This window comes from Pseudomonas trivialis, from assembly GCF_036864995.1.
GTDB lineage: Bacteria > Pseudomonadota > Gammaproteobacteria > Pseudomonadales > Pseudomonadaceae > Aquipseudomonas > Aquipseudomonas trivialis.
In genome coordinates, this window is sequence record NZ_CP142151.1 from 3,958,206 (window position 1) to 3,977,410 (window position 19,205).

General features: G+C 63.5%; 14 protein-coding genes. 5 read left to right on the forward strand and 9 right to left on the reverse strand.

The genetic code is table 11. The features are described from left to right. Positions 1–36: 36 nt before the first annotated feature. From argE to VRB54_RS17275, 7 genes are all read right to left on the reverse strand, one after another. A complete protein-coding gene (gene argE, locus VRB54_RS17245; protein WP_338478138.1) occupies positions 37–1,194 on the reverse strand; it encodes an acetylornithine deacetylase in 1,158 nt (385 codons plus the stop codon). A 34-nt stretch (positions 1,195–1,228) separates the two neighbouring features. Further along, positions 1,229–3,070, reverse strand: coding sequence for an ABC transporter ATP-binding protein (locus VRB54_RS17250; RefSeq protein ID WP_338478139.1), 1,842 nt, complete (start codon positions 3,068–3,070; stop codon positions 1,229–1,231). A gap of 1 nt (position 3,071) precedes the next feature. Further along, positions 3,072–3,947 carry an ABC transporter permease gene (locus VRB54_RS17255; protein ID WP_338478140.1) on the reverse strand — a complete coding sequence of 292 codons (876 nt, stop codon included), beginning with the start codon at positions 3,945–3,947 and terminating at the stop codon, positions 3,072–3,074. Further along, the gene (locus tag VRB54_RS17260; protein ID WP_338478141.1) at positions 3,944–4,900 is read right to left on the reverse strand and encodes an ABC transporter permease; all 957 of its coding nucleotides are present in this window, start codon (positions 4,898–4,900) and stop codon (positions 3,944–3,946) included. Before VRB54_RS17260 ends, VRB54_RS17255 begins: the two co-directional genes overlap by 4 nt. Positions 4,901–4,913: 13 nt before the next feature. Next, complete coding sequence (locus VRB54_RS17265; RefSeq protein WP_338478142.1) at positions 4,914–6,551, reverse strand: ABC transporter substrate-binding protein; 1,638 nt, start codon at positions 6,549–6,551, stop codon at positions 4,914–4,916. 95 nt (positions 6,552–6,646) lie between these two features. Beyond that, positions 6,647–7,921, reverse strand: coding sequence for an FAD-binding oxidoreductase (locus VRB54_RS17270; protein ID WP_338478143.1), 1,275 nt, complete (start codon positions 7,919–7,921; stop codon positions 6,647–6,649). A 30-nt stretch (positions 7,922–7,951) separates the two neighbouring features. Beyond that, on the reverse strand, positions 7,952–8,620 hold the full coding sequence (locus VRB54_RS17275; RefSeq protein WP_209983724.1) for a haloacid dehalogenase type II: 669 nt from the start codon (positions 8,618–8,620) through the stop codon (positions 7,952–7,954). A 501-nt stretch (positions 8,621–9,121) separates the two neighbouring features. On the opposite strand from VRB54_RS17275, the gene VRB54_RS17280 reads away from it, so the two are divergent. From VRB54_RS17280 to VRB54_RS17290, 3 genes are read left to right on the forward strand one after another with little or no spacing between them, the layout of a single operon-like run. Next, a complete protein-coding gene (locus tag VRB54_RS17280) occupies positions 9,122–9,973 on the forward strand; it encodes a GNAT family N-acetyltransferase (protein ID WP_338478144.1) in 852 nt (283 codons plus the stop codon). Between the two features lie 21 nt (positions 9,974–9,994). Next, the gene (locus tag VRB54_RS17285; RefSeq protein WP_338478145.1) at positions 9,995–10,708 is read left to right on the forward strand and encodes a cupin domain-containing protein; all 714 of its coding nucleotides are present in this window, start codon (positions 9,995–9,997) and stop codon (positions 10,706–10,708) included. Positions 10,709–10,736: 28 nt separating this feature from the next. Beyond that, positions 10,737–12,200 carry an aldehyde dehydrogenase family protein gene (locus VRB54_RS17290; RefSeq protein WP_338478146.1) on the forward strand — a complete coding sequence of 488 codons (1,464 nt, stop codon included), beginning with the start codon at positions 10,737–10,739 and terminating at the stop codon, positions 12,198–12,200. Between the two features lie 808 nt (positions 12,201–13,008). Here VRB54_RS17290 and VRB54_RS17295 read toward each other — a convergent pair. After that, on the reverse strand, positions 13,009–14,334 hold the full coding sequence (locus tag VRB54_RS17295) for an FAD-binding oxidoreductase (RefSeq protein WP_338478148.1): 1,326 nt from the start codon (positions 14,332–14,334) through the stop codon (positions 13,009–13,011). 245 nt (positions 14,335–14,579) lie between these two features. Between VRB54_RS17295 and VRB54_RS17300 the strand changes: the two genes are divergently transcribed. Continuing rightward, entirely contained in the window at positions 14,580–14,924 is a 345-nt protein-coding gene (locus VRB54_RS17300; RefSeq protein ID WP_003230349.1) for a YggL family protein, read from the forward strand. A 304-nt stretch (positions 14,925–15,228) separates the two neighbouring features. Further along, on the forward strand, positions 15,229–16,689 hold the full coding sequence (gene dacB / locus VRB54_RS17305) for a D-alanyl-D-alanine carboxypeptidase/D-alanyl-D-alanine endopeptidase (protein WP_338478149.1): 1,461 nt from the start codon (positions 15,229–15,231) through the stop codon (positions 16,687–16,689). Positions 16,690–16,799: 110 nt separating this feature from the next. Here dacB and VRB54_RS17310 read toward each other — a convergent pair whose 3' ends face one another. Further along, positions 16,800–19,184: a diguanylate cyclase gene (locus tag VRB54_RS17310; RefSeq protein ID WP_338478150.1), complete on the reverse strand. Its 2,385-nt coding sequence runs from the start codon at positions 19,182–19,184 to the stop codon at positions 16,800–16,802. Between the last annotated feature and the right edge of the window lie 21 nt (positions 19,185–19,205).

Consider the following 19,205-nt stretch of genomic DNA (forward strand, 5'->3'; position numbering starts at 1 on the left):
GGCGTGCTGAAATTACCCGCGCAACGGCAGGCTCTGCTAAGCCTTCAAAGAGCCGAGCAGGCCGTGCAGGAATGCCTCGCCGGCTTCCATCTGGCTGATCTCGATAAACTCGTCGGGCTTGTGTGCCTGCTCGATGGAGCCCGGCCCGCATACCACCACCGGCACGTCCAGGCGTTGCTTGAACAGCCCCCCTTCGGTGCCGAACGAGACCTTGGCAGTGCCGGTGTCGGGCGCGGCGAACTGCTTGAGAAAACGCACCGCTTCAACGCTGGGGTGCGTGTCGAGGCTGGGGTAGACGTTGACGGTTTCGATCTCGATGGCGGCCACGCTGGAGAGTTTTTTCGCCTCGTGCACGATCACTTCGGCGCGCTCGCGCAGTTGCTCCAGGAACTGGTCCAGGTTGTCGGTCGGCAGGTTGCGCACCTCGAAATCCAGGGTGCACAGGTTGGGCACGATGTTCAGCGCCTTGCCGCCGACAATCTGCCCGACGTGCACAGTGCTGTAGGGCACGTCGTAATCGCTGTCCTGGGCGCCATGGTGCTGCAACTGCTGCTGGCTCTCGCGCAGTGCGGCGATAAAGTCGCAGGCGACATGGATGGCGTTGACCGAACGCGGCGCCAGCGACGAATGCGCCTCCAGGCCCCTGCAGTAGGTGCGGTAGGAGCCCTTGCCCTTGTGCCCCAGCACGAATTGCATGTTGGTCGGCTCGCCGACCACGCACAGAAACGGACGCATCGGCGCCAGGTGCAGCACATCGAGCAGGCGCCGTACGCCGACGCAGCCGATCTCTTCGTCATGGGACAAGGCCAGTTGCAACGGGCGGCTCAAGGTGTGCTGCGCCGCATCGAGCATGGCGTCGATGGCCAGCGCGATAAAGCCCTTCATGTCACAGCTGCCACGCCCGTAGATGCGACCGTCCTGCACGGTGGCGGCAAACGGCGCGAAGGTCCAGGCCTGCCCTGCCGCCGGCACCACATCGGTGTGCCCGGAGAGCAGCACGCCAGGGCGAACCTCGGGCCCGGTGCTGGCGAACAGGTTGGCCTTCTTGCCGCTCTGGTCCTTGACGATCAGCGACTCGATGCCCTGGGTCAGCAGCAGGTCGCGCACGTATTCGATCAAGGCCATGTTCGACTCGGACGACACGGTGTCGAACGCCATCAGTTTTTTCAGGATCTCCAGTACGCGCGGTTTCATAAGGACTGGCTCCGTTGCAGGGCAAAATATCGGCTCATGCGTAGGCTCCGCTGGTTTCCACCACGAGGCCACGCTGGGTCTTGATCAATTGGGCGCCGTCATGGTGGCAGAGCATTTCACTGCCATTGTCCAGGGAGTGGCGGATGGGGGCGACGCGGTTGCAGACGCCGTCGATACGCACCGGGCAGCGGTTGAGGAAGGTGCACAGCTCCGGCACGGCAGCCTTCGCACCCACTGGCGGCAGGATACCGCTGGTGGCGCCGCAGGTTTCCAGCCAGCCCTGGCGCAACTCCGGCACCGAATGAATCAGCAGGTCGGTGTAGGGATGGAAGGGCGGCGCGGCAAACGACTCGCGACTGCCGGCCTGCACCTTGTGACCGCTGTACATCACCACAATGTCGTCGCACAGCGCGCGCACGGTGGAGATGTCGTGACTGATAAACAGGTAGGACACGCCCAGTTGCTGGCGCAGGTCGCGCAGCAGCTCAAGGATCGCCGCGCCGACCACGGTATCCAGGGCCGAAGTCACTTCATCGCAGAGGATCAGGTCGGGTTTGGCGGCCAGTGCCCGGGCCAGGTTGACCCGCTGTTTCTGCCCGCCGGACAACTCGCTGGGGCGCCGCTCGGCCAGGGCGTGCGGCAGGCGCACCAGGTCGAGCAGCTCATGGGTGCGCTCGCGCAACGCTGCGCCCTTGAGGCCGAAATACATTTTCAGCGGACGGCCGATGATGGCGCCCACGCTGTGCATCGGGTTGAGCGCAGTGTCGGCGTTCTGGAACACCATCTGGATGCGTCGAAACTGTTCCGGCGTGCGCTCGGACAGGCAACCGCCGAGGGGCTGGCCGTCGAATGTGAGGCCGCCCAGGGCCGGTGTCAGCAGGCCCGCGACCACCCGCGCCAGGGTGGATTTGCCCGAGCCGGACTCGCCGATCACGCCAATCGCCTGGCCACGGCGCACGGTGAGGTCGATGCCTTCGAGCACACGGATCAGCGGCATGCCCTGGGCGTTCTTGTTGCCGTAACCGGCGGTCAGGCCGCTGATGGTCAGCAGCGGCGTGTCTTCGGCGATGCCGCTGGGCGGGCGAATCGTCGCGTCGGGCCGCGCGGCCGCAAGCAGGCTGCGCGTGTAGTCATGGGCCGGCGCCGCCAGCAAGGGTGCGGTGTCGCTTTGTTCAAGAATCTGCCCGTCATTGAGCACCACGATGCGGTCGGCCATCTGCGCCACCACCGCCAGGTCGTGGGACACGTACACCGCCGTGGCACCGCGCTCGCGCACCACGCGTTTGAACGCGCGCAGCACGTCGATCTGGGTGGTCACATCCAGCGCCGTCGTGGGCTCGTCGAGCACCACCAGCAACGGGTCGCTGATCAGCGCCATGGCCGCCATTACTCGCTGCAACTGCCCGCCCGAGACCTGGTGCGGGTAGCGTTGGCCGATGGTTTCCGGGTTTGGCAATGACAGGTCGCGGAACAGGTCGATCGCCTTGGCCTCCAGCTCAACGCGGCTGCCCAGGCCATGGATCAAGGCGCCCTCCACCACCTGGTCGATAAGTTTTTTCGCCGGGTTGAACGCGGCGGCGGCACTCTGGGCGATATAGGACACGCGGTTGCCACGCAGTTTCTGCAACTGGCTTTCGCTCGCCGCCAGCATGTCGTGCTCGCCCACGCGCACCACGCCGCCGGACAACCGGCAACCACTGCGCGCATAGCCCAACAGCGCCAGGGCGATGGTGGTCTTGCCGGAACCGGACTCGCCGATCAGCGCCAGCACCTGGCCCTGTTCCAGGGCAAAGCTCACGCCCTTGACGATTTCCACCTCGCCACGTTCGCCACAGGCGACCACGCGCAAGTCTTCGACACGAATCAATTCAGTCATTTCAATGGCCTCCGGTGCGTCGGCTACGTCTGGAAGACAGGTAGTCGATCAACAGATTAACGCCGATGGTCAGGGTGCCGATGGCCAACGCCGGAATAACGATAGCCAGCGCGCCCTGGCTGAGGCCGCCGATGTTTTCGCGCACCAGCGAGCCGAGGTCGGCGTCGGGTGGCTGCACGCCGAGGCCGAGAAAACTCATGCCGGCGAGCAACAGTACGATGTAGCCGAACCGCAGGCCGAGGTCGGTGAGCACCGGGTTGAGGATGTTCGGCAGGATCTCCCGGCACGCCACGTACAAACGGCGCTCGCCCCGGGTGCGGGCGACCTGCACGTATTCCAGCGCCTCGATGTTCACCGCCATGCTGCGGGCCACGCGGAACGATCCGGGGATGTAGCTGATGACCGCCGTGCAGATCAGCAGGGTCACCGACGAGCCGAACGCCGACACCATGATCAGCGCGAGCATTTTGCTCGGGATGGAAATGAAGGCGTCCATGATGCGGCTGATGATTTCGTCCAGCCACTTGGGCGACACCACTGACACCAGCGCACACAGGGTGCCCAGGGTGCTGGCAAGCACCGCGGCCACCAGCGCCAGGCCGACGGTGAAGCGTGCGCCGACCATCACCCGGCTGAGCATGTCGCGGCCCAGGTAGTCGGTGCCGAACGGGTGCGCCAGGCTGAAGCCGTCGAAGACGTTATCGGACACCACTTGACCCACCGGGTGCGGCGCCAGCCAGGGGCCGACCAGTGCCAGCAGCAGCCAGGCGATGCAGATCACCGCACCGGCCAGCCCCAGCCAGGACGGGCCGCTGGAGGCTTTGGCCAGTGCCAGGGCGGAGGATGCAGGCTTGGATTTCGCAATGAGCGTGTTCATTGGTTTCTCAGCCTCGGGTTGGAGAGGATTGCGCAAAGGTCGGCGATCAGCACCAGGCTCAGGTAAGCCGTGCAGAACAGCATGGTGCAGGCTTGCACCAGCGCCATGTCGCGGTTGGTCACCGCATCGACCATCAGGCTGGCAATGCCCGGGTAGTTGAAGATGGTTTCGACGATGACCACGCCGCCCAACAGGTACGACAGGCTAAGGGCGATGGCGTTGGCGATCGGGCCGATGGCATTGGGCAAGGCATGGCGCAGCACGATGCGGATCGGGCCGACGCCTTTGAGCCGCGCCATTTCCACGTAGGGGCTATCGAGCTGGTCGATCACCGCCGCGCGGGTCATGCGCGCCATTTGCGCGACGATCACGCAGCACAGCGTCATCACCGGCAAGGCATAGGTGCGCATGAACTCCCACGGCGAGCTGATATCGCTGGCGTAGGACAGCGACGACAGCCACCCCAGGTTCACCGCGAAGATCAGCACCGCCAGGGTCGCCACCAGAAACTCCGGCACCGCGACCATGGCCAGGGTGACGAAGCTCAGGATGTTGTCGATGCGCCCGCCTCGGGCCATCGCCGAACCGATGCCCAGCAACAGGGCCACCGGCACCGAAACCAGCGCCGTGGTGGCCGCCAGCATCAGGGTGTTGGGTACCCGCCCGCCCATCAAATCACTCACCGGCATGGCGCTGGACACCGACATGCCCAGATCGCCGGTGAGCAGGCTCATCAACCAGTGCAGGTAGCGCAACACACCGGGCTGGTCCAACCCCAGTTTCAGGCGCAGTGCCGCCACCTGTTCAGGCGTGGCGAACTGGCCGAGGGCCTGTTGCGCCGCATCGCCGGGCAGGACTGCCGTGATCGCGAACACGACCATGGACACGATCAACAAGGTCACGACGGCAGCGCCCAGGCGCCGGCCGATCAACCACAGTGTAGTGCTGTTCATCGCAAAGCCCCCATCACGCGTCCAACCACACCTGCTCGGCGAACATGTAACCCATGAATCCACCCAGCGGGTGAGTGCTGTAGCCCTTCAGGCGCTGGTCGACACCATCGATGTTGCTGATGAACACCGGCACGCCGATACCGCAATGGTCATGCACCAGGGTCTGCATGTCGCCGTACATCTTGCCGCGCTTGGCCTCGTCGGTTTCGGCGCGCGCCAGCAACAGCAACTGATCGAACTGCTCGTTCTGCCAGCCGGACTCGTTCCACGGCGCCTTGGACTGGAAGAACTGCGAGAACATCACGTCGGCATTCGGCCGTGGGTTGATGTTGCCGAAGCTCAACGGGTGCTTCATCCAGTGGTTGGACCAGTAGCCGTCGCTGGGCAGGCGGTTGACGTCGAGCTTGAGGCCGGCCTGTTTCGCCGATTGCTGCAACAGCACGGCGATGTCCACCGAGGAGGTCGCGGCGGGCGAAGCGGCGAGCGGCATGGTGATGCTTTCCATGCCGGCCTTTTTCAGCAGGAAGCGCGCCTTCTCCGGGTCGTACACGGTCTGCGGCAGGTCGGCGTTGTAGTAACGCGAACCGGGCGCAATCGGGTGATCGTTACCCACCACGGCGAACCCGCGGAACACGGCGGACTTGACCTGTTCGCGGTCCAGCAGGCATTTCATGGCCTGGGTGAACTCCGGGCTTTTGCCCGGCATCTGGTCCTGGCGGATGATCAGGTTGGTGTAGTTGCCCGAGGGCGAATCGACGTATTGATGGCCAGCGCTGGCCTTGATCCGCGTAGTGGAGCGCGGGTCGACCTGGTTGATCGCGTGCACATCGCCCGACAGCAACGCATTGACCCGCGACGGCTCGTCGCTGATGGCGATGACTTCGATCTCGTCCAGGTACGGCAGGCCGGGTTTCCAGTAGTTGGGGTTGCGCACCGCCACCGAACGCACACCGGGTTTGAATTCCTTGACCTTGAACGGCCCGGTGCCGATGCCCTGGCTGAAGTCGGTGGTGCCTTCGGGCACGATCAGCAAGTGCGACACGGCAAGGATCGAGGGCAGCTCGGCATTCGGCGCGCCGAGGCGAATCTGCACCTCGTTGGGACCGCTGGCCTTGATCTCCTCGAACTGCGCCACCAGCGCCATGACTTTGGAGCCGATTGCAGGGTCCTTATGCCGATTCAGGGAATACACCACGTCGGCGGCGGTGAGTGGCTTGCCGTTATGGAAGGTCACCTCCTTTCGCAGAGTGATGGTCCACAGCGTGGCGTCGGTATTGTCGATGCGTTCGGCCAGTTCCAGTTGCGGCACCATGTGCACGTCGAAACGGGTCAGGCCGTTGTAGAACATGTACTGGCGCACGTAGTCGGTAGACAGGCCGCCCTTGGCCGGGTCGAGGGTGTCAGCGGTGGAGCTGGCCACGCTGGCCACGCGAATCTTGCCGCCAGGCTTGCCCTTGCCGGCCACTGGCGCGTCATCGGCCCACAGTTTGCCGGCGGCGCCGAACAGGCTGCCCGCGCCAGCCGCCGCCACACCGGCGACGCCGAGCATCTGCAGGGCGTTGCGGCGCGACATGCCACGGTTGAGGCCTTCGAATACCCGCAGGCTTTCTGCTCCGGAAACGAGGTCGGGCGTGTTCTTGTTATCTGTCATGGCAAGGCTACCTGTCGAAGATGAAAAGATTCGAGTGCTCACGGATATCCGGAGCGTCCTGGAAACGCAAACGACGGTGAGTCAACTGCGGCGCTTCAATGCAAGTAATCCTGGAAACGGTAATAGGCGCCCACGAACGGCAGGAACCAGGGTGTGCCGAAATGCCCGGGGATCGCCGGCCACTCCAGCTCGCGCCACGGGTTGGCCGCCGCATTGCCGGCCATCACCTCGGCCATCACCTGCCCCATGTGCACCGACATCTGCACGCCATGGCCGCTGTAGCCCATGGAGTGAAACACGCCGCCGTGCTGGCCTGCGCGCGGCAGGCGGTCGGAAGTCATGTCCACCAGGCCGCCCCAGCAGTAGTCAATCTTCACATCCGCCAATTGCGGAAACATGTTCACCATCGCCGCCTGCAGCACTTTGCCGCTCTTGGCGTCGGACACACTGTTGGACATGGCGAACCGCGCACGCCCGCCGAACAGCAGGCGGTTGTCCGGGGTCAGCCGAAAATAATTGCCGATCATGCGGCTGGTGACATAGGCACGGTGCTGCGGCAACAGCTGGTCGATCAGCGCCTGGGGCAACACCTCGGTGACGATCACAAAGCTGCCCACTGGCACGATGCGCCGGCGATACCAACCGAGGCCACCGTGCTGGCAGGCGCCGCTGGCCAGCAGCACCTGGCCGGCATGCAGCGAGCCCTTGGCAGTGTTGACCTGATAGCCACCGGCTTGCGCCTTCCAGTCGTTGACCAGGGTGTGCTCGTGAATCAGCGCACCACGTCGCGCGGCGGCTTCGGCCAGCCCCACGCCGAAGCGCCCGATATGCATCTGCACGCCGTTGCGTTGCAGCAGACCGCCGTGAAACTGCGTCGAATTGACTTCAGCACGGGCCTGCCCGGCGTCGAGCAACTCCACATCGGCGTCCACCTCGCGCCGAATCAGCTCGCAGGTACGTGCCAGTCCCTCGTAATGCAGGGGCTTGGCCGCCAGCTTGAGCTTGCCGTTGCGCACCAGGTCGCAGGCGATCTGCTCCTGCGTAACCAGTGACACTACCGTGTGCACCGCGCTTTCATAGGCCTGGTAATAGGCGCGCGCGCGGTCGGCCCCGAGGCTGGCGTGCAGCCCGGCGTAGTCCTGAGCCACGCCGGTGTTGCACTGCCCGCCGTTGCGCCCCGAAGCTTCACCGACCACGCGCCCGGCATCCAGCACCACCACGCTGGCGCCGCGCATGGCCAGTGCCCGGGCAGCCGACAGCCCGGTGAACCCGCCACCGACGACCGCCACATCGACCTGCCGGGGCAGGTCGCCCGACTGTGCGCCGGTGAAGGCCGGTGCGGTGTCGAGCCAATAGGATTCACTGCCCATGTCTAACCTCGCGCGCTGTGGACGTTCGTTTTACAAACCCACCAGGCCTGGCAACCCGCCGATATCGGTAATCTGCTGGTAACCATAGGCGGCATTGGCCGGTACCTCGTGCCCACGGGCAACGAAGGCCTTGTGCTTGATCTTCATGTCGTGGGCCGGCATCAGGTCGTACCGGAAGCTGGACGACACATGCAAGATGTCTTCCGGGCCGCAGCCCAGGTTGTCGAGCATGAACTCGAACGCCCGCAGACGTGGCTTGTAGGCCTGGGCCTGCTGGGCGGTGAACACTTTGTGGAACGGTGCGCCGAGCTTCTCGACGTTGGACATGATCTGACTGTCCATGGCATTGGAGAAAATCACCAGGGGAATCTTGTCGGCGATCTTCGACAGGCCGGCTGGCACATCGGCATGAGGCCCCCAGGTCGGCACGGCGTCGTAATACAGCTGGCCTTCTTCGCGATACTCAATGCCCCAGCGCTTGCAGGTACGGGCCAGGGCGGTCTTGAGCACTTCATCGTAGGGCCGCCAGTCACCCATCACCTGGTCGAGGCGGTAGGCGGTGAAGTCCTTGACGAACTGTTCCATCTGCTCAGGCGTGACGCGGTCGGCAAACAGCTCGCGGGTCAGGGTGCCCATGTGGAAGTTGGTCAGCGTACCGTAGCAGTCGAACGTAATGAATTTGGGACGAAGAAAGCTCATGGCGTGTGGTCCTGGAGTCAATGGAATGTGGCCAAGCGTTCGCGGCTCTGGCGGCGCGTCAGCCCTGTGCAACACAGCTTCATTACAACACTGTGAAATCAGCAGATGGCGTCAAAAACGCTCGCACCTCAATACAAAGCACCGTTTTTAGCGCCAGCGCCAGCAGAGTTTGCGGCGCGCACAAGCCTTGGGCAAAGCCCGTATTCATGCGCCTTAATGGGCCTTTTACGGCATGAAGGCTCAAGAATGGGGCTGGCGAGCGGCAGAAAGTGTGGTGGGCCGCCGCGATTGATGCTGCGCGCTGACGCAGCCATAAACAGCCCTCTGCGCGGCAACGCATTTGCTGCTGAGCGCCGCCTTGAATTTAGTAGTAACTATGGTGGTGTGACCCTCCTGCATCGCAAATCTGCCGAATACTGCGCGCCCTCTTGCCAGCCCTGAAAACAGGTGGGATACAGGCACTCCAATGATGCTCCCTCTTTTGCTCAACGGAGACCCGCCATGGCAGCCCAGCCACACACTGATTACCTCTATCGCTCGATGACGGTGGCCGACTTGCCGGCCGCCCATAACTTGTCGGTGCAACTCAAATGGCCCCACCGCCAGGAAGATTGGGCGATGTTGCAGCGGGTCAGTGACGGCTTCGTGGTACTCGATGGCGAGCGCCTGATCGGCACCGCATTCACCTGCCCTCAGGGCGACTACGCCACCATCGGCCTGGTGATCGTCAGTGACGACTACCAGGGCCGGGGCATTGGCAGACGTTTGATGGAACTGGCGCTGAAAGCCTGTGACGCGCGCACGCCGTTGCTCAACGCAACCGTGGCCGGCGCGCCACTGTATGCCAGCCAGGGTTTTGTCGAGTTTGGCCATATACAGCAGCACCAAGGCAATGTGCAGGTGCCCGAGCAGACCGCGCTGGCCGAGGGTGAACAGTGTCGCCCGTTGACGGCCGACGATCACGCCGCCGTGATTGCCCTGGCCAACGCCGGCAGCGGCCTGGACCGCCGTGAAATCCTGCGCGACCTGCAGGTGGAACACGCCGTGGGCATCGAACGCGACGGCCAGTTGCGCGGGTTTGCGCTGCTGCGCCCATTCGGCCGTGGGCGCTGCATCGGCCCGGTGGTGGCCGAAACCCTAGAACAGGCCAAACACCTGATCACCACATTACTCGAGCAGGTGTCGGACGCCTTCGTGCGCATCGACATTCCCGCCAAGTGCGGCCTCGGCGACTGGCTCGAACAGGCCGGTCTCAAGTGCGTCGACACCGTCGCCCGCATGGCCAAGGGCACACCGCCCAAGGCCAGCGGCGACGTTCACCTGTTTGCCCTGATCACCCAAGCGGTCGGTTGATTCTTTCCTGGAGCCTTACCCATGTCCTCTCCCCGTATTCTGATGCTGGCCCGCGCTGATGGCAGCGCCGTTGACACCCCCTTTCGCCACGCGGCCCTGAACGCGCTCGACCCGTTCGGTGACGCCCGCCAGATCGCCTGGCTCAGCGACGACGGCGTGTCGACCGGGCGCGTCGCGTTCAGCGGCGAAGCTGTCATCGACGATTTCCCCTACAGCGAAACGCTGGTAGTGCACGCCGGCTCCGTGCTGTTGCACAGCGCCGAGCAGACCCTGGAACTGGGGGTTGGCGACAGCGCCGTGATCGGCCGAGGCACGCGCCTTACCTTGCAGGCGAGCCCCGGCAGTTGGTGGGCCTTCTGCGCGCTGAACCTGACCGAGGCGCCGCTGCGTCCCGGCCTCACCTGGCTCGATCCACGCACCCTGCTCAACCCGTCTGCCGCGCCCGATGCGCAGATTCTGATCAGCCCCGCGCCGCAGTGCCGCGCGAACAACCTGTTCGACGATGAAAGCACCGAGCTGCGTGTGGGCATCTGGGACTCCACGCCTTATGCCCGTCACGGTCGCCCGCACAAGCTGCATGAATTGATGTACCTGATCGAAGGCAGCATGACGCTGCAGGACGCCGAGGGCGTGGACACGACGGTCAACCCCGGCGACACCGTATTCGTCGCCAAAGGCGCACCCTGCGCCTGGCGCGGTTCGGTGTATGTGCGCAAGGTTTACGCGGTGAAATAAGCTGTTATCACTCCAGGGAGCCCGTTGAATGACTACACACTCTTCGAACCGCTACAGCGTCGATGCGCACACGGCGGACAAGTTCTACATCGATGGCCGCTGGGTTGCGCCGGCCGTTCCGGCGAGCCTGGCGGTGGTCAACCCGGCCACCGAAGAAGTGGCCGCGCAGGTGGCGCGCGGCTCCGGCGAAGATGTCGACCGCGCCGTCGCTGCGGCGCGTGCGGCGTTTCCCGGCTGGTCGGCCACTCCTCCGGCGGCGCGCGCCGTGGTGCTAGGGAACATCCATGCGTTGATTCTGGAGCGCAAGGAACAACTGGCCCAGGCGTTGTCCCTGGAGATGGGCGCCGCCATCGGTTTTGCCCGCGCCATGCAAGTGCCGCTGGCGGCCGAACATGTGCGGGTGGCGCGTGACCTGCTGACGAGCTACCGCTTTCACACGCTCGAAGGCAGCACCGCCATCGAACGCGAGCCCATCGGCGTGTGCGGACTGATCACGCCGTGGAACTGGCCGTTGTACCAGATCACCGCCAAGGTCGCGCCGGCGATTGCCGCCGGCTGCACCGTGGTGCTCAAACCCAGCGAATTGTCGCCGTTGAGCGCGCTGCTGTTCGCCCAGTTGGTGCACGATGCCGGCCTGCCGCCGGGGGTGTTCAACCTGGTCAACGGCAGCGGTCACGAGGTGGGCGCGGCGATGGCGGCGCACCCTGACATCGACATGATTTCCATCACCGGCTCCAACCGCGCCGGCGCCCTGGTAGCGCAGGCCGCCGCGCCGACGGTCAAACGCGTGACCCAGGAACTGGGCGGCAAGTCGCCAAACGTGATGCTGCCCGATGCGGACTTCGCCAAAGTGGTGCCGCCGGGGGTGATGTCGGCGTTTCGCAACGTGGGCCAGTCGTGCAGCGCGCCAACGCGGATGATCGTGCCGAGGGCGCGGTTGGCCGAGGTCGAAGCGCTGGCGGCGGCGACAGCCAACGCGATCATCGTGGGTGACCCGTCAGCGGAAGACACCGTACTGGGACCGATTGCCAATCAGGCGCAGTTCGAGCGTGTGCAAGTGATGATCGAGGCCGGTATCAACGAAGGAGCGAAACTGGTGTGCGGCGGTCCGGGGCGTGTGGCGGGTTTTGATTACGGCTTTTACACGCGGCCGACAGTGTTCTCTGAAGTGAACAACCGCATGCGTATCGCCCAGGAGGAAATTTTCGGGCCGGTGCTTTGTATCATTGCGTATGACACGGTGGATGAAGCGGTAGCCATTGCCAATGACACGGTGTATGGGCTGGGCGCGCATGTGCAGGGGCAGGACCTGCAGGCTGCCCGGGCAGTGGCATCGCGTATTCGGGCGGGGCAGGTGCATCTGAATCATCCGGCGTGGGATCCGATGGCGCCGTTTGGGGGGTACAAGCGGTCGGGGAATGGGCGGGAATATGGGTTATTGGGGTTTGAGGAGTATCTGGAGATTAAGGCGATTGTTGGGTTTGGTAGTTAAGGATGGGCCATTCTTGGCCCAGCGCGGCTAACCCGGCGTCCTGCCGGGTTAGCAACGGATTCAAGCCTGCGTACGGCCAGCGCGGTTGACGGGGCGCCTGAGATCAAGATCAAAAACAGGGCAAAAGCAGGATCTGGTCGATTCGCTTTTTTGTGGGAGCTGGCTTGCCTGCGATGCAGACACCTCAATCCTTCAGGCAGACCCAGCCGATGCCTTCGCAGGCAAGCCAGCCTTTATCAAACACAAAATAAATCGTTGATTTAAAAAATGAAACTTCAGGAATTCACATTCCTGTGGCGAGCAGGCTTGCCCTGCGTTGGGCTGCGCAGCAGCCCCAAAACCATGCTCCGCGCAGTGTCAGGCGAACAGCATTCTCCTTGATTGGGGGCGCTTCGCACCCCAACGCGGGGCAAGCCCGCTCGCCACAGAGGCTCCGGTTTGCTGCGCGACAGCGCTAAGTCGAAGACTTAATGGCGCTTATGCGGGGCCGCGACGCCCGACCGATGAATGCGCAGCGGTGTACGGAGACTAGAGATCGAGTGTCCTAGGGACAACCTCAAATCCGTTTGGGACGTTCCGTTTTTTACCACCACCTGAATTCAAAATGTGCAGGGGGTCAGCTACCAATAAGCTGACTGACGCTCAGCCATCGGGAGCAAGCCCCCTCCCACACTTTGAACAGCACCAGGCAGGAAGACCTCGGTCGGCTCTAAAGCCGCCGCGCTCTTGATCCCGATATGGGGCGCTGTAAAAGCGGAACCGCCATTAGCCGTTACCGAAGCAACGGATATACCCACCCCAAAAAACCTCAAAAGTCCGCCACCTTCCCCCAAGCCGAAGACTTGAACCGATCCGGGTGATAAGGCTGCGGATCCACAATCGGCTGCGCCCCACTCACAATATCCGCAATCAAATGCCCCGCCCCCGGTCCAATCCCAAACCCATGCCCACTGAACCCCGCCGCCAACACCAACCCTGGCAAGCTGGCCATCTCCCCAATCCCGGGAACCCCGTCAGGCGTGCTGTCCACATACCCCGCCCAAGCCGCCGTCACCGTAGACTCTTTAAAGGTCGGCATCAGTTGCGCAGCCCGCGCATAAGTCAACTTCACCGCCGCCGCATCCGGCGTCGGGTCCAGAATCCGCATCTTCTCCATCGGCGTCGGCTCATCCAGACGCCAGCGTTTCCAGCTCTCATGCCCTGCCCGCGCGCCCTCGAAGCCGCCCACCGCCAGGTTGCGCCAGCGACGTTGAAACATCGGTAAAAATTGCGGCGCAAAGCTGAGCAACTGCGGCGTCGGATCAACCCGCCCGCGCCCGCTGATCGCCAGCGTATAGCTGCCATCAAAGCGACGTGTCATCGAGGCATGGGCAGTGTGCAGCGCACTCGGCAGTTCCTGATTGGGCGGCGACACGCGAAGCACCGTTTGCCGAATGGTCGCCTGGGGAAACCGAATGCCGTACTGACGGCAGAACGACGACGCCCAGGCACCGGCGGCGAGTACCGCGAGACGGGTGCGAATGGTGCCCTTCTCGGTCACCACACCCGACAGTCGTCCGCCTTCGGTCTCCAGCCCGCGCACGGCGCAGCCCTGATGCACCGTGCTGCCCAGCGCCATGATCGCGCGCGCGACCGCAGGCGCTGCGCGGGATGGGTCGGCGATGCCGTCGGTGGGCGCGTAGACCCCGCCCTTCCACTGTTTGCCGGTGGCCTGACCCCGTTCAGCGGCTTGCTGCGCGGTGAGCATGTGGGTCTCGACGTTGACCGAACGGGCAAATTCGCCCCAGCGCGCCCAGCCGTCGATTTCCTTTTCGTCATTGCTCAGGTAAAGCAGACCGCAGCGGGTGAAGCCGGTCTGCTCGCCGGTTTCGGCGGCGAACTGCGACCACAGTTCCAGGCTCTTGGTGGCCATCGGCAGCTCGCGCGCATCGCGATTCTGCTGGCGGCACCAACCCCAGTTGCGGCTCGATTGTTCAGCGCCGATACGGCCCTTTTCCACCAGCGCGACTTTCATCCCGCGTTTGGCCAGGTAATAGGCGGTAAAGGCACCGATGATGCCACCGCCGATCACGACCACATCGGCGTCCGTCGGCAGGTCAGGCGAGGTTTCTACAGGAATCAGGGGAGCTGGCATGGGCGGGTTTCCGTCAAGGTCGGTCGTGGGGGCTCTGGCATTGCGGCAGCATGGATTTATTACACCACCATGAAGCCATGCATAAACGGCGAAAAATACCGGCTGACTGACACAAACCACCGTTTAACAGGCCTGCCCCGGCAGACTTTACCGATGAAGCGGCTAAGGGTTTGCGTAACGCTGTGAGGCGGCCGCGCCTATTAGCTGGTAAAGTGCGCACCGTTATTTATTAAGAGGAATGTTTCATGGCCACTAACCGCTCCCAGCGTCTGCGCAAAAAATTGTGTGTGGACGAGTTCCAGGAATTGGGTTTCGAACTGAACCTGGAATTCAAGAAAGACCTGGCTGACGATGCAATCGATGCATTTCTCGACGCATTCCTCAAAGAAGCCATGGAAGCCAACGGCCTGGGCTACGTCGGCGGTGACGACTACGGTCTGGTCTGCCTGCAGAAGCGTGGCTCGGTCAGCGAAGAGCAACGCGCCAAGGTTGAAGCCTGGCTCAAATCCCGCGATGAACTGACCAAAGCTGAAGTCAGCCCGTTGCTGGACGTCTGGTACCCGGAAAAGCCGATCAACCCGGTTGCCTGATTGTCCTAAGGGCCATCCTCGTGATGGCCCTTTTTGTTTACGCGAGCCCCTCCTCTGGTGCTCCGCGCCCACGACACCTTCGTCACCGGGCAACCGCTCAAACTCACTCGTTCAATGAACTCACTGCCGACTCTGTGGTGAAAGCAACGCCGCGCCTGCAAAAAAACGCCAATTTCCAGCTATCGTTCAGCTACAAGTGGCGCGACCTTGGGGCATAATGCCGACACTTTCATGACCACTGAGGGATTTTTCTTACGTTCCCCTCGCCTTTTTCACCCTCCTCAGCAGCAGGGTTCTATTTTTTATGATCAAATCTTTGCGTCCATTGTTACTCGCCGGTCTGCTTCTGCCACTGGCCTTTTCCGCCGCCGCCGCCCCCGTCAACAACAGCCTGCCGCCCAATGTCGCGCAGGCCCTGCAGAAAGCCAAGCTGCAAAATACCGCCCTGTCTCTGGTGATGATTCCGCTGAACGGCCCGGGCACGCCGACCGTGTTCAACGCCGACGTTTCGGTGAACCCGGCCTCCACCATGAAGCTGGTCACCACCTACGCGGCCCTGGAAATGCTGGGCCCCAACCATCAGTGGAAAACCGAGTTCTATACCGACGGCACCCTCAGCGGTGGCGTGTTGCACGGCAACCTATACCTCAAGGGTGGCGGTGACCCCAAGCTGAACATGGAAAAACTCTGGCTGCTGATGCGCGACCTGCGGGCCAACGGCGTGCAGCAGGTCACCGGCGACCTGGTGCTGGACCGCAGTTTCTTCAACCAGCCACTGCTGCCCGAGTTCAATGACGACGGCAACGACGAGAACAAACCGTTCCTGGTCAAGCCCGACGCGCTGCTGGTCAACCTCAAGGCGCTGCGCTTTGTCACGCGTAACGATGGCGGGCGGGTGATCGTCTCGGTCGAGCCGCCAATTGCCACCATCCGTATCGATAACCAGGTTAAGGTCTCCAGCGCCAAACAGTGCACCGGCGATGTGCGTTACAACCCGGTCACCGCCGCCGATGGCAGCGTCACCGTGACCGTCAGCGGCCAGTTGGCCGACGGCTGCAGCTCGCAGACCTACCTCTCGCTGCTCGACCACGCCACCTACACCGCCGGCGCCGTGCGTGCCATCTGGAAAGAGTTGGGCGGCAGCATCCAGGGCCGCGACCTTCAGGCCCCGGTGCCCAAGAGCGCCAAGGTACTGGCTCGCGCGTTCTCGCCGGACCTGGCGGAAATCATCCGCGACATCAACAAATACAGTAACAACACCATGGCCCAGCAGTTGTTCCTGAGCCTGGGCGCGCAGTTTCGCAACGACGCCGACGGCGACGATGCCAAGGCCGCGCAACGCGTGGTGCGCCAGTGGCTGGCGAAGAAAGGCATCACCGCGCCGCACCTGGTGATGGAGAACGGTTCCGGTCTGTCCCGCGCCGAACGCGTCAGCGCCCGCGAGATGGCCGCCATGTTGCAGGCCGCGTGGAAAAGCCCGTACGCCGCCGAATACATCAGTTCCCTGCCGATTGCCGGTACCGACGGCACCATGCGTAAACGCCTGAAGACCACCGCCATGCGCGGCGAAGCCCACGTCAAGACCGGCACCCTGAACACCGTGCGGGCGATTGCCGGGTTCAGCCGCGACAACAACGGCAATACCTGGGCGGTGGTGGCAATCCTCAACGATCCGAAGCCGTGGGGCGCCTCATCGGTGCTGGACCAGGTGCTGCTGGACCTGTACCGCCAGCCGAAAGTGATGGCGGCAGCGCCGGTGCTCTAAATGTGGGAGGGGGCTTGCTCCCGATGGCGGTGTGACAGTCAGTCCATGTATTGACTGATCCACCGCTATCGGGAGCAAGCCCCCTCCCACATTGGTTTTTGTGTCTGCCTTCAGGCCGGTAGTTTTTCCGGCGTGACACGGTCGCGGCCGGCCTGCTTGGCCAGGTACACCGCCGAATCGGCGCGCAGCAGCAAACCGTCGATGCCCTCATCGACACGCCAACTGGCCACGCCGAAACTGGCGGTCACTGTACCCACTGCCTCCATCGGTACGCTGCGCAACGATTCCCACAGCTCCATCGCCAGGCTGTAGGCCTGCTGGCCATCGGTGCCGGGGCACAAGACCATGAACTCTTCGCCGCCCAGGCGGCAGAACACATCGGTGCGGCGCAGGCGCTGGCTGATGCGCTTGCACAGTTCCTGCAGCACGCCGTCGCCCACCCCGTGACCATAGCGGTCGTTGATGCGCTTGAAGTGGTCGATATCCAGCATGATCACCGACAACGACCCCGACGTACGCCTGACGCGCACCATCTCGGCCTTGAGACGGTCCTGAAAGTAGCGACGGTTGTGGATGCCGGTCAGGGAGTCGGTGATGGACAACGCGCGCAGTTCTTCTTCTACCCGTTTGAGATCGGAAATATCCGACACATAACCGTGCCACAGCGTGCCGCCTCCGGGTAACTCTTCCGGCGTGGCCTCGCCACGAATCCAGCGCAACCCCCGTTGCGGCAAGATCACCCGATACTCTTCGCGCCAATGGCTCAACTGCACCGCCGACAAGCGAATTGAGGCACGTATGCGTTCAACGTCCAGCGGGTGGATGCGCTCGAAGACCTTTTCTGCGTCCTGCTGCAACACCCCTACGTCGATTTCATAGATATCGCGCATGCCGTCGCTGGCATAAATGAAGCGCCACTCACCCCGGGGCTTGAGGGTGAACTGGAAAATCCCGCCGGGCACGTGGGCGCTGAGTTTTTTCAGCAGGCGATCCCTCGCGGCCAGTGCCTCATAGGCGCGCTTTTGCTCGGTCACGTCGAGGTAGATCGCCAAGTGGCCCACCCACAGGCCATGGTCATCAAGCAGCGCAGTGCCGAGCATATTCACGATCAACTGGCTGCCATCCTCGCGCACCAGGGTCCATTCGCGCGCCTCGTGCAGGCTGTCCGGGCTCTGTACCAGCATGGCCTGGCTCGGCGGGATACGCTTGCCCAGCAGCAGGCTCACGCTGGCGGCGTTGGCTTCCAGCTCCGACGCCAGGTGCAGGCTTTCGAGGGTGGCGCGCCCGAGCACTTCGGCGGCCTTGAAGCCGAGCATCTGTTCGGCACCGGCGTTGAAGGTATTGATTACGCCGCGCAGGTCGGTGGCGATGATGGCGACCTGGGTGGCGGCATTCAGCACGCTGCGCAGCTGGCTGTGGGTGCCGCGCAGTTCCTGCTCGCGCACGCGCAGTTGCCCGGTGCGCTGCTCCACCAGTTTCAGCGCGCGCTGGCGCTGGCTGACCAGCACGTAGAGCAAGGCGGCAACCAACAGGCTGAGTAGCCCGCCCATGCTCAGGATGCTGGCCAGCGAGGAGTGGCCGGAGCCGTCGAACACCTTGCTGGGACGCAGTGTCAGGGCGTAGATATGGTCGCCCAGAGTCAGGCGGCGGGTCACGCTGAGGTCATTGTCGCTCGGCGTGTTGCCGGACTCATAAAGCATGCGTTGCTGCAGGTCGGAGGTGTCAACGATCTGCGTCACCAGGTTATCGCGGTCGGGCCTGGGCAAGCCGTCGGCCACCAACTGGCGCATGCTGATCACAGCCATCACAAAGCCGAACGGTTCTGCTCCTGTCCGGGAAGCGACCGGCGCAACCAGCAGCACTCCCATCGCATAGGCCGGCTCCACGCCCACCAGTTGCATCGGTTGGGACACTGCCAGCTTGCCGCTCTTCTGCGCCCGTTCAAGGGTCGAGCGCCGCAGCGGCTGGGCCAGCAGGTCAAACCCCATGGGCGAGCCGAACTGGCTCTGGGTCTGGTTGTACAGCACCGGCACGTATTCATCACGTTCATCCGCCAGAGCCAGTTCGCCGACCGCATTGAGTTCACGGATGGCGAACGGCGTACCGAGCGCGCGCGAGATGTCCTGTTCAAAGCGGCTGCGCTGCGCGCGCACTACGCGCGGCGCCCACGCATAGGCGCGCGCGTGCAGCAGCAAGGGCTGGGCAAAACCGTCGAATTCTGCGCGGGTCACGTCCTGGGAGTTGGTGAAGAAACGTTGCAGGCTGCCCAGGCGTTGCTCCTGGTCTTCGAAACGTTCCTGCAGGCGACTGAAGCGCTCGCTGACCAGCAATTGGAAGCGTTGGCGCACTTGTTGTTGATTGAGCTCGCAAGCTGCCCAGGCAACGACAATGGTCAAGGCAACCCCTGCCAGAAATACCACCGACGCCACCAACCAGGCGGACGCCTGCTCACTGATAAAGCCTAGTATTTTCGGGCGGACGGCTTGCAACGGCATGGACAACACTCAAGACGCCAA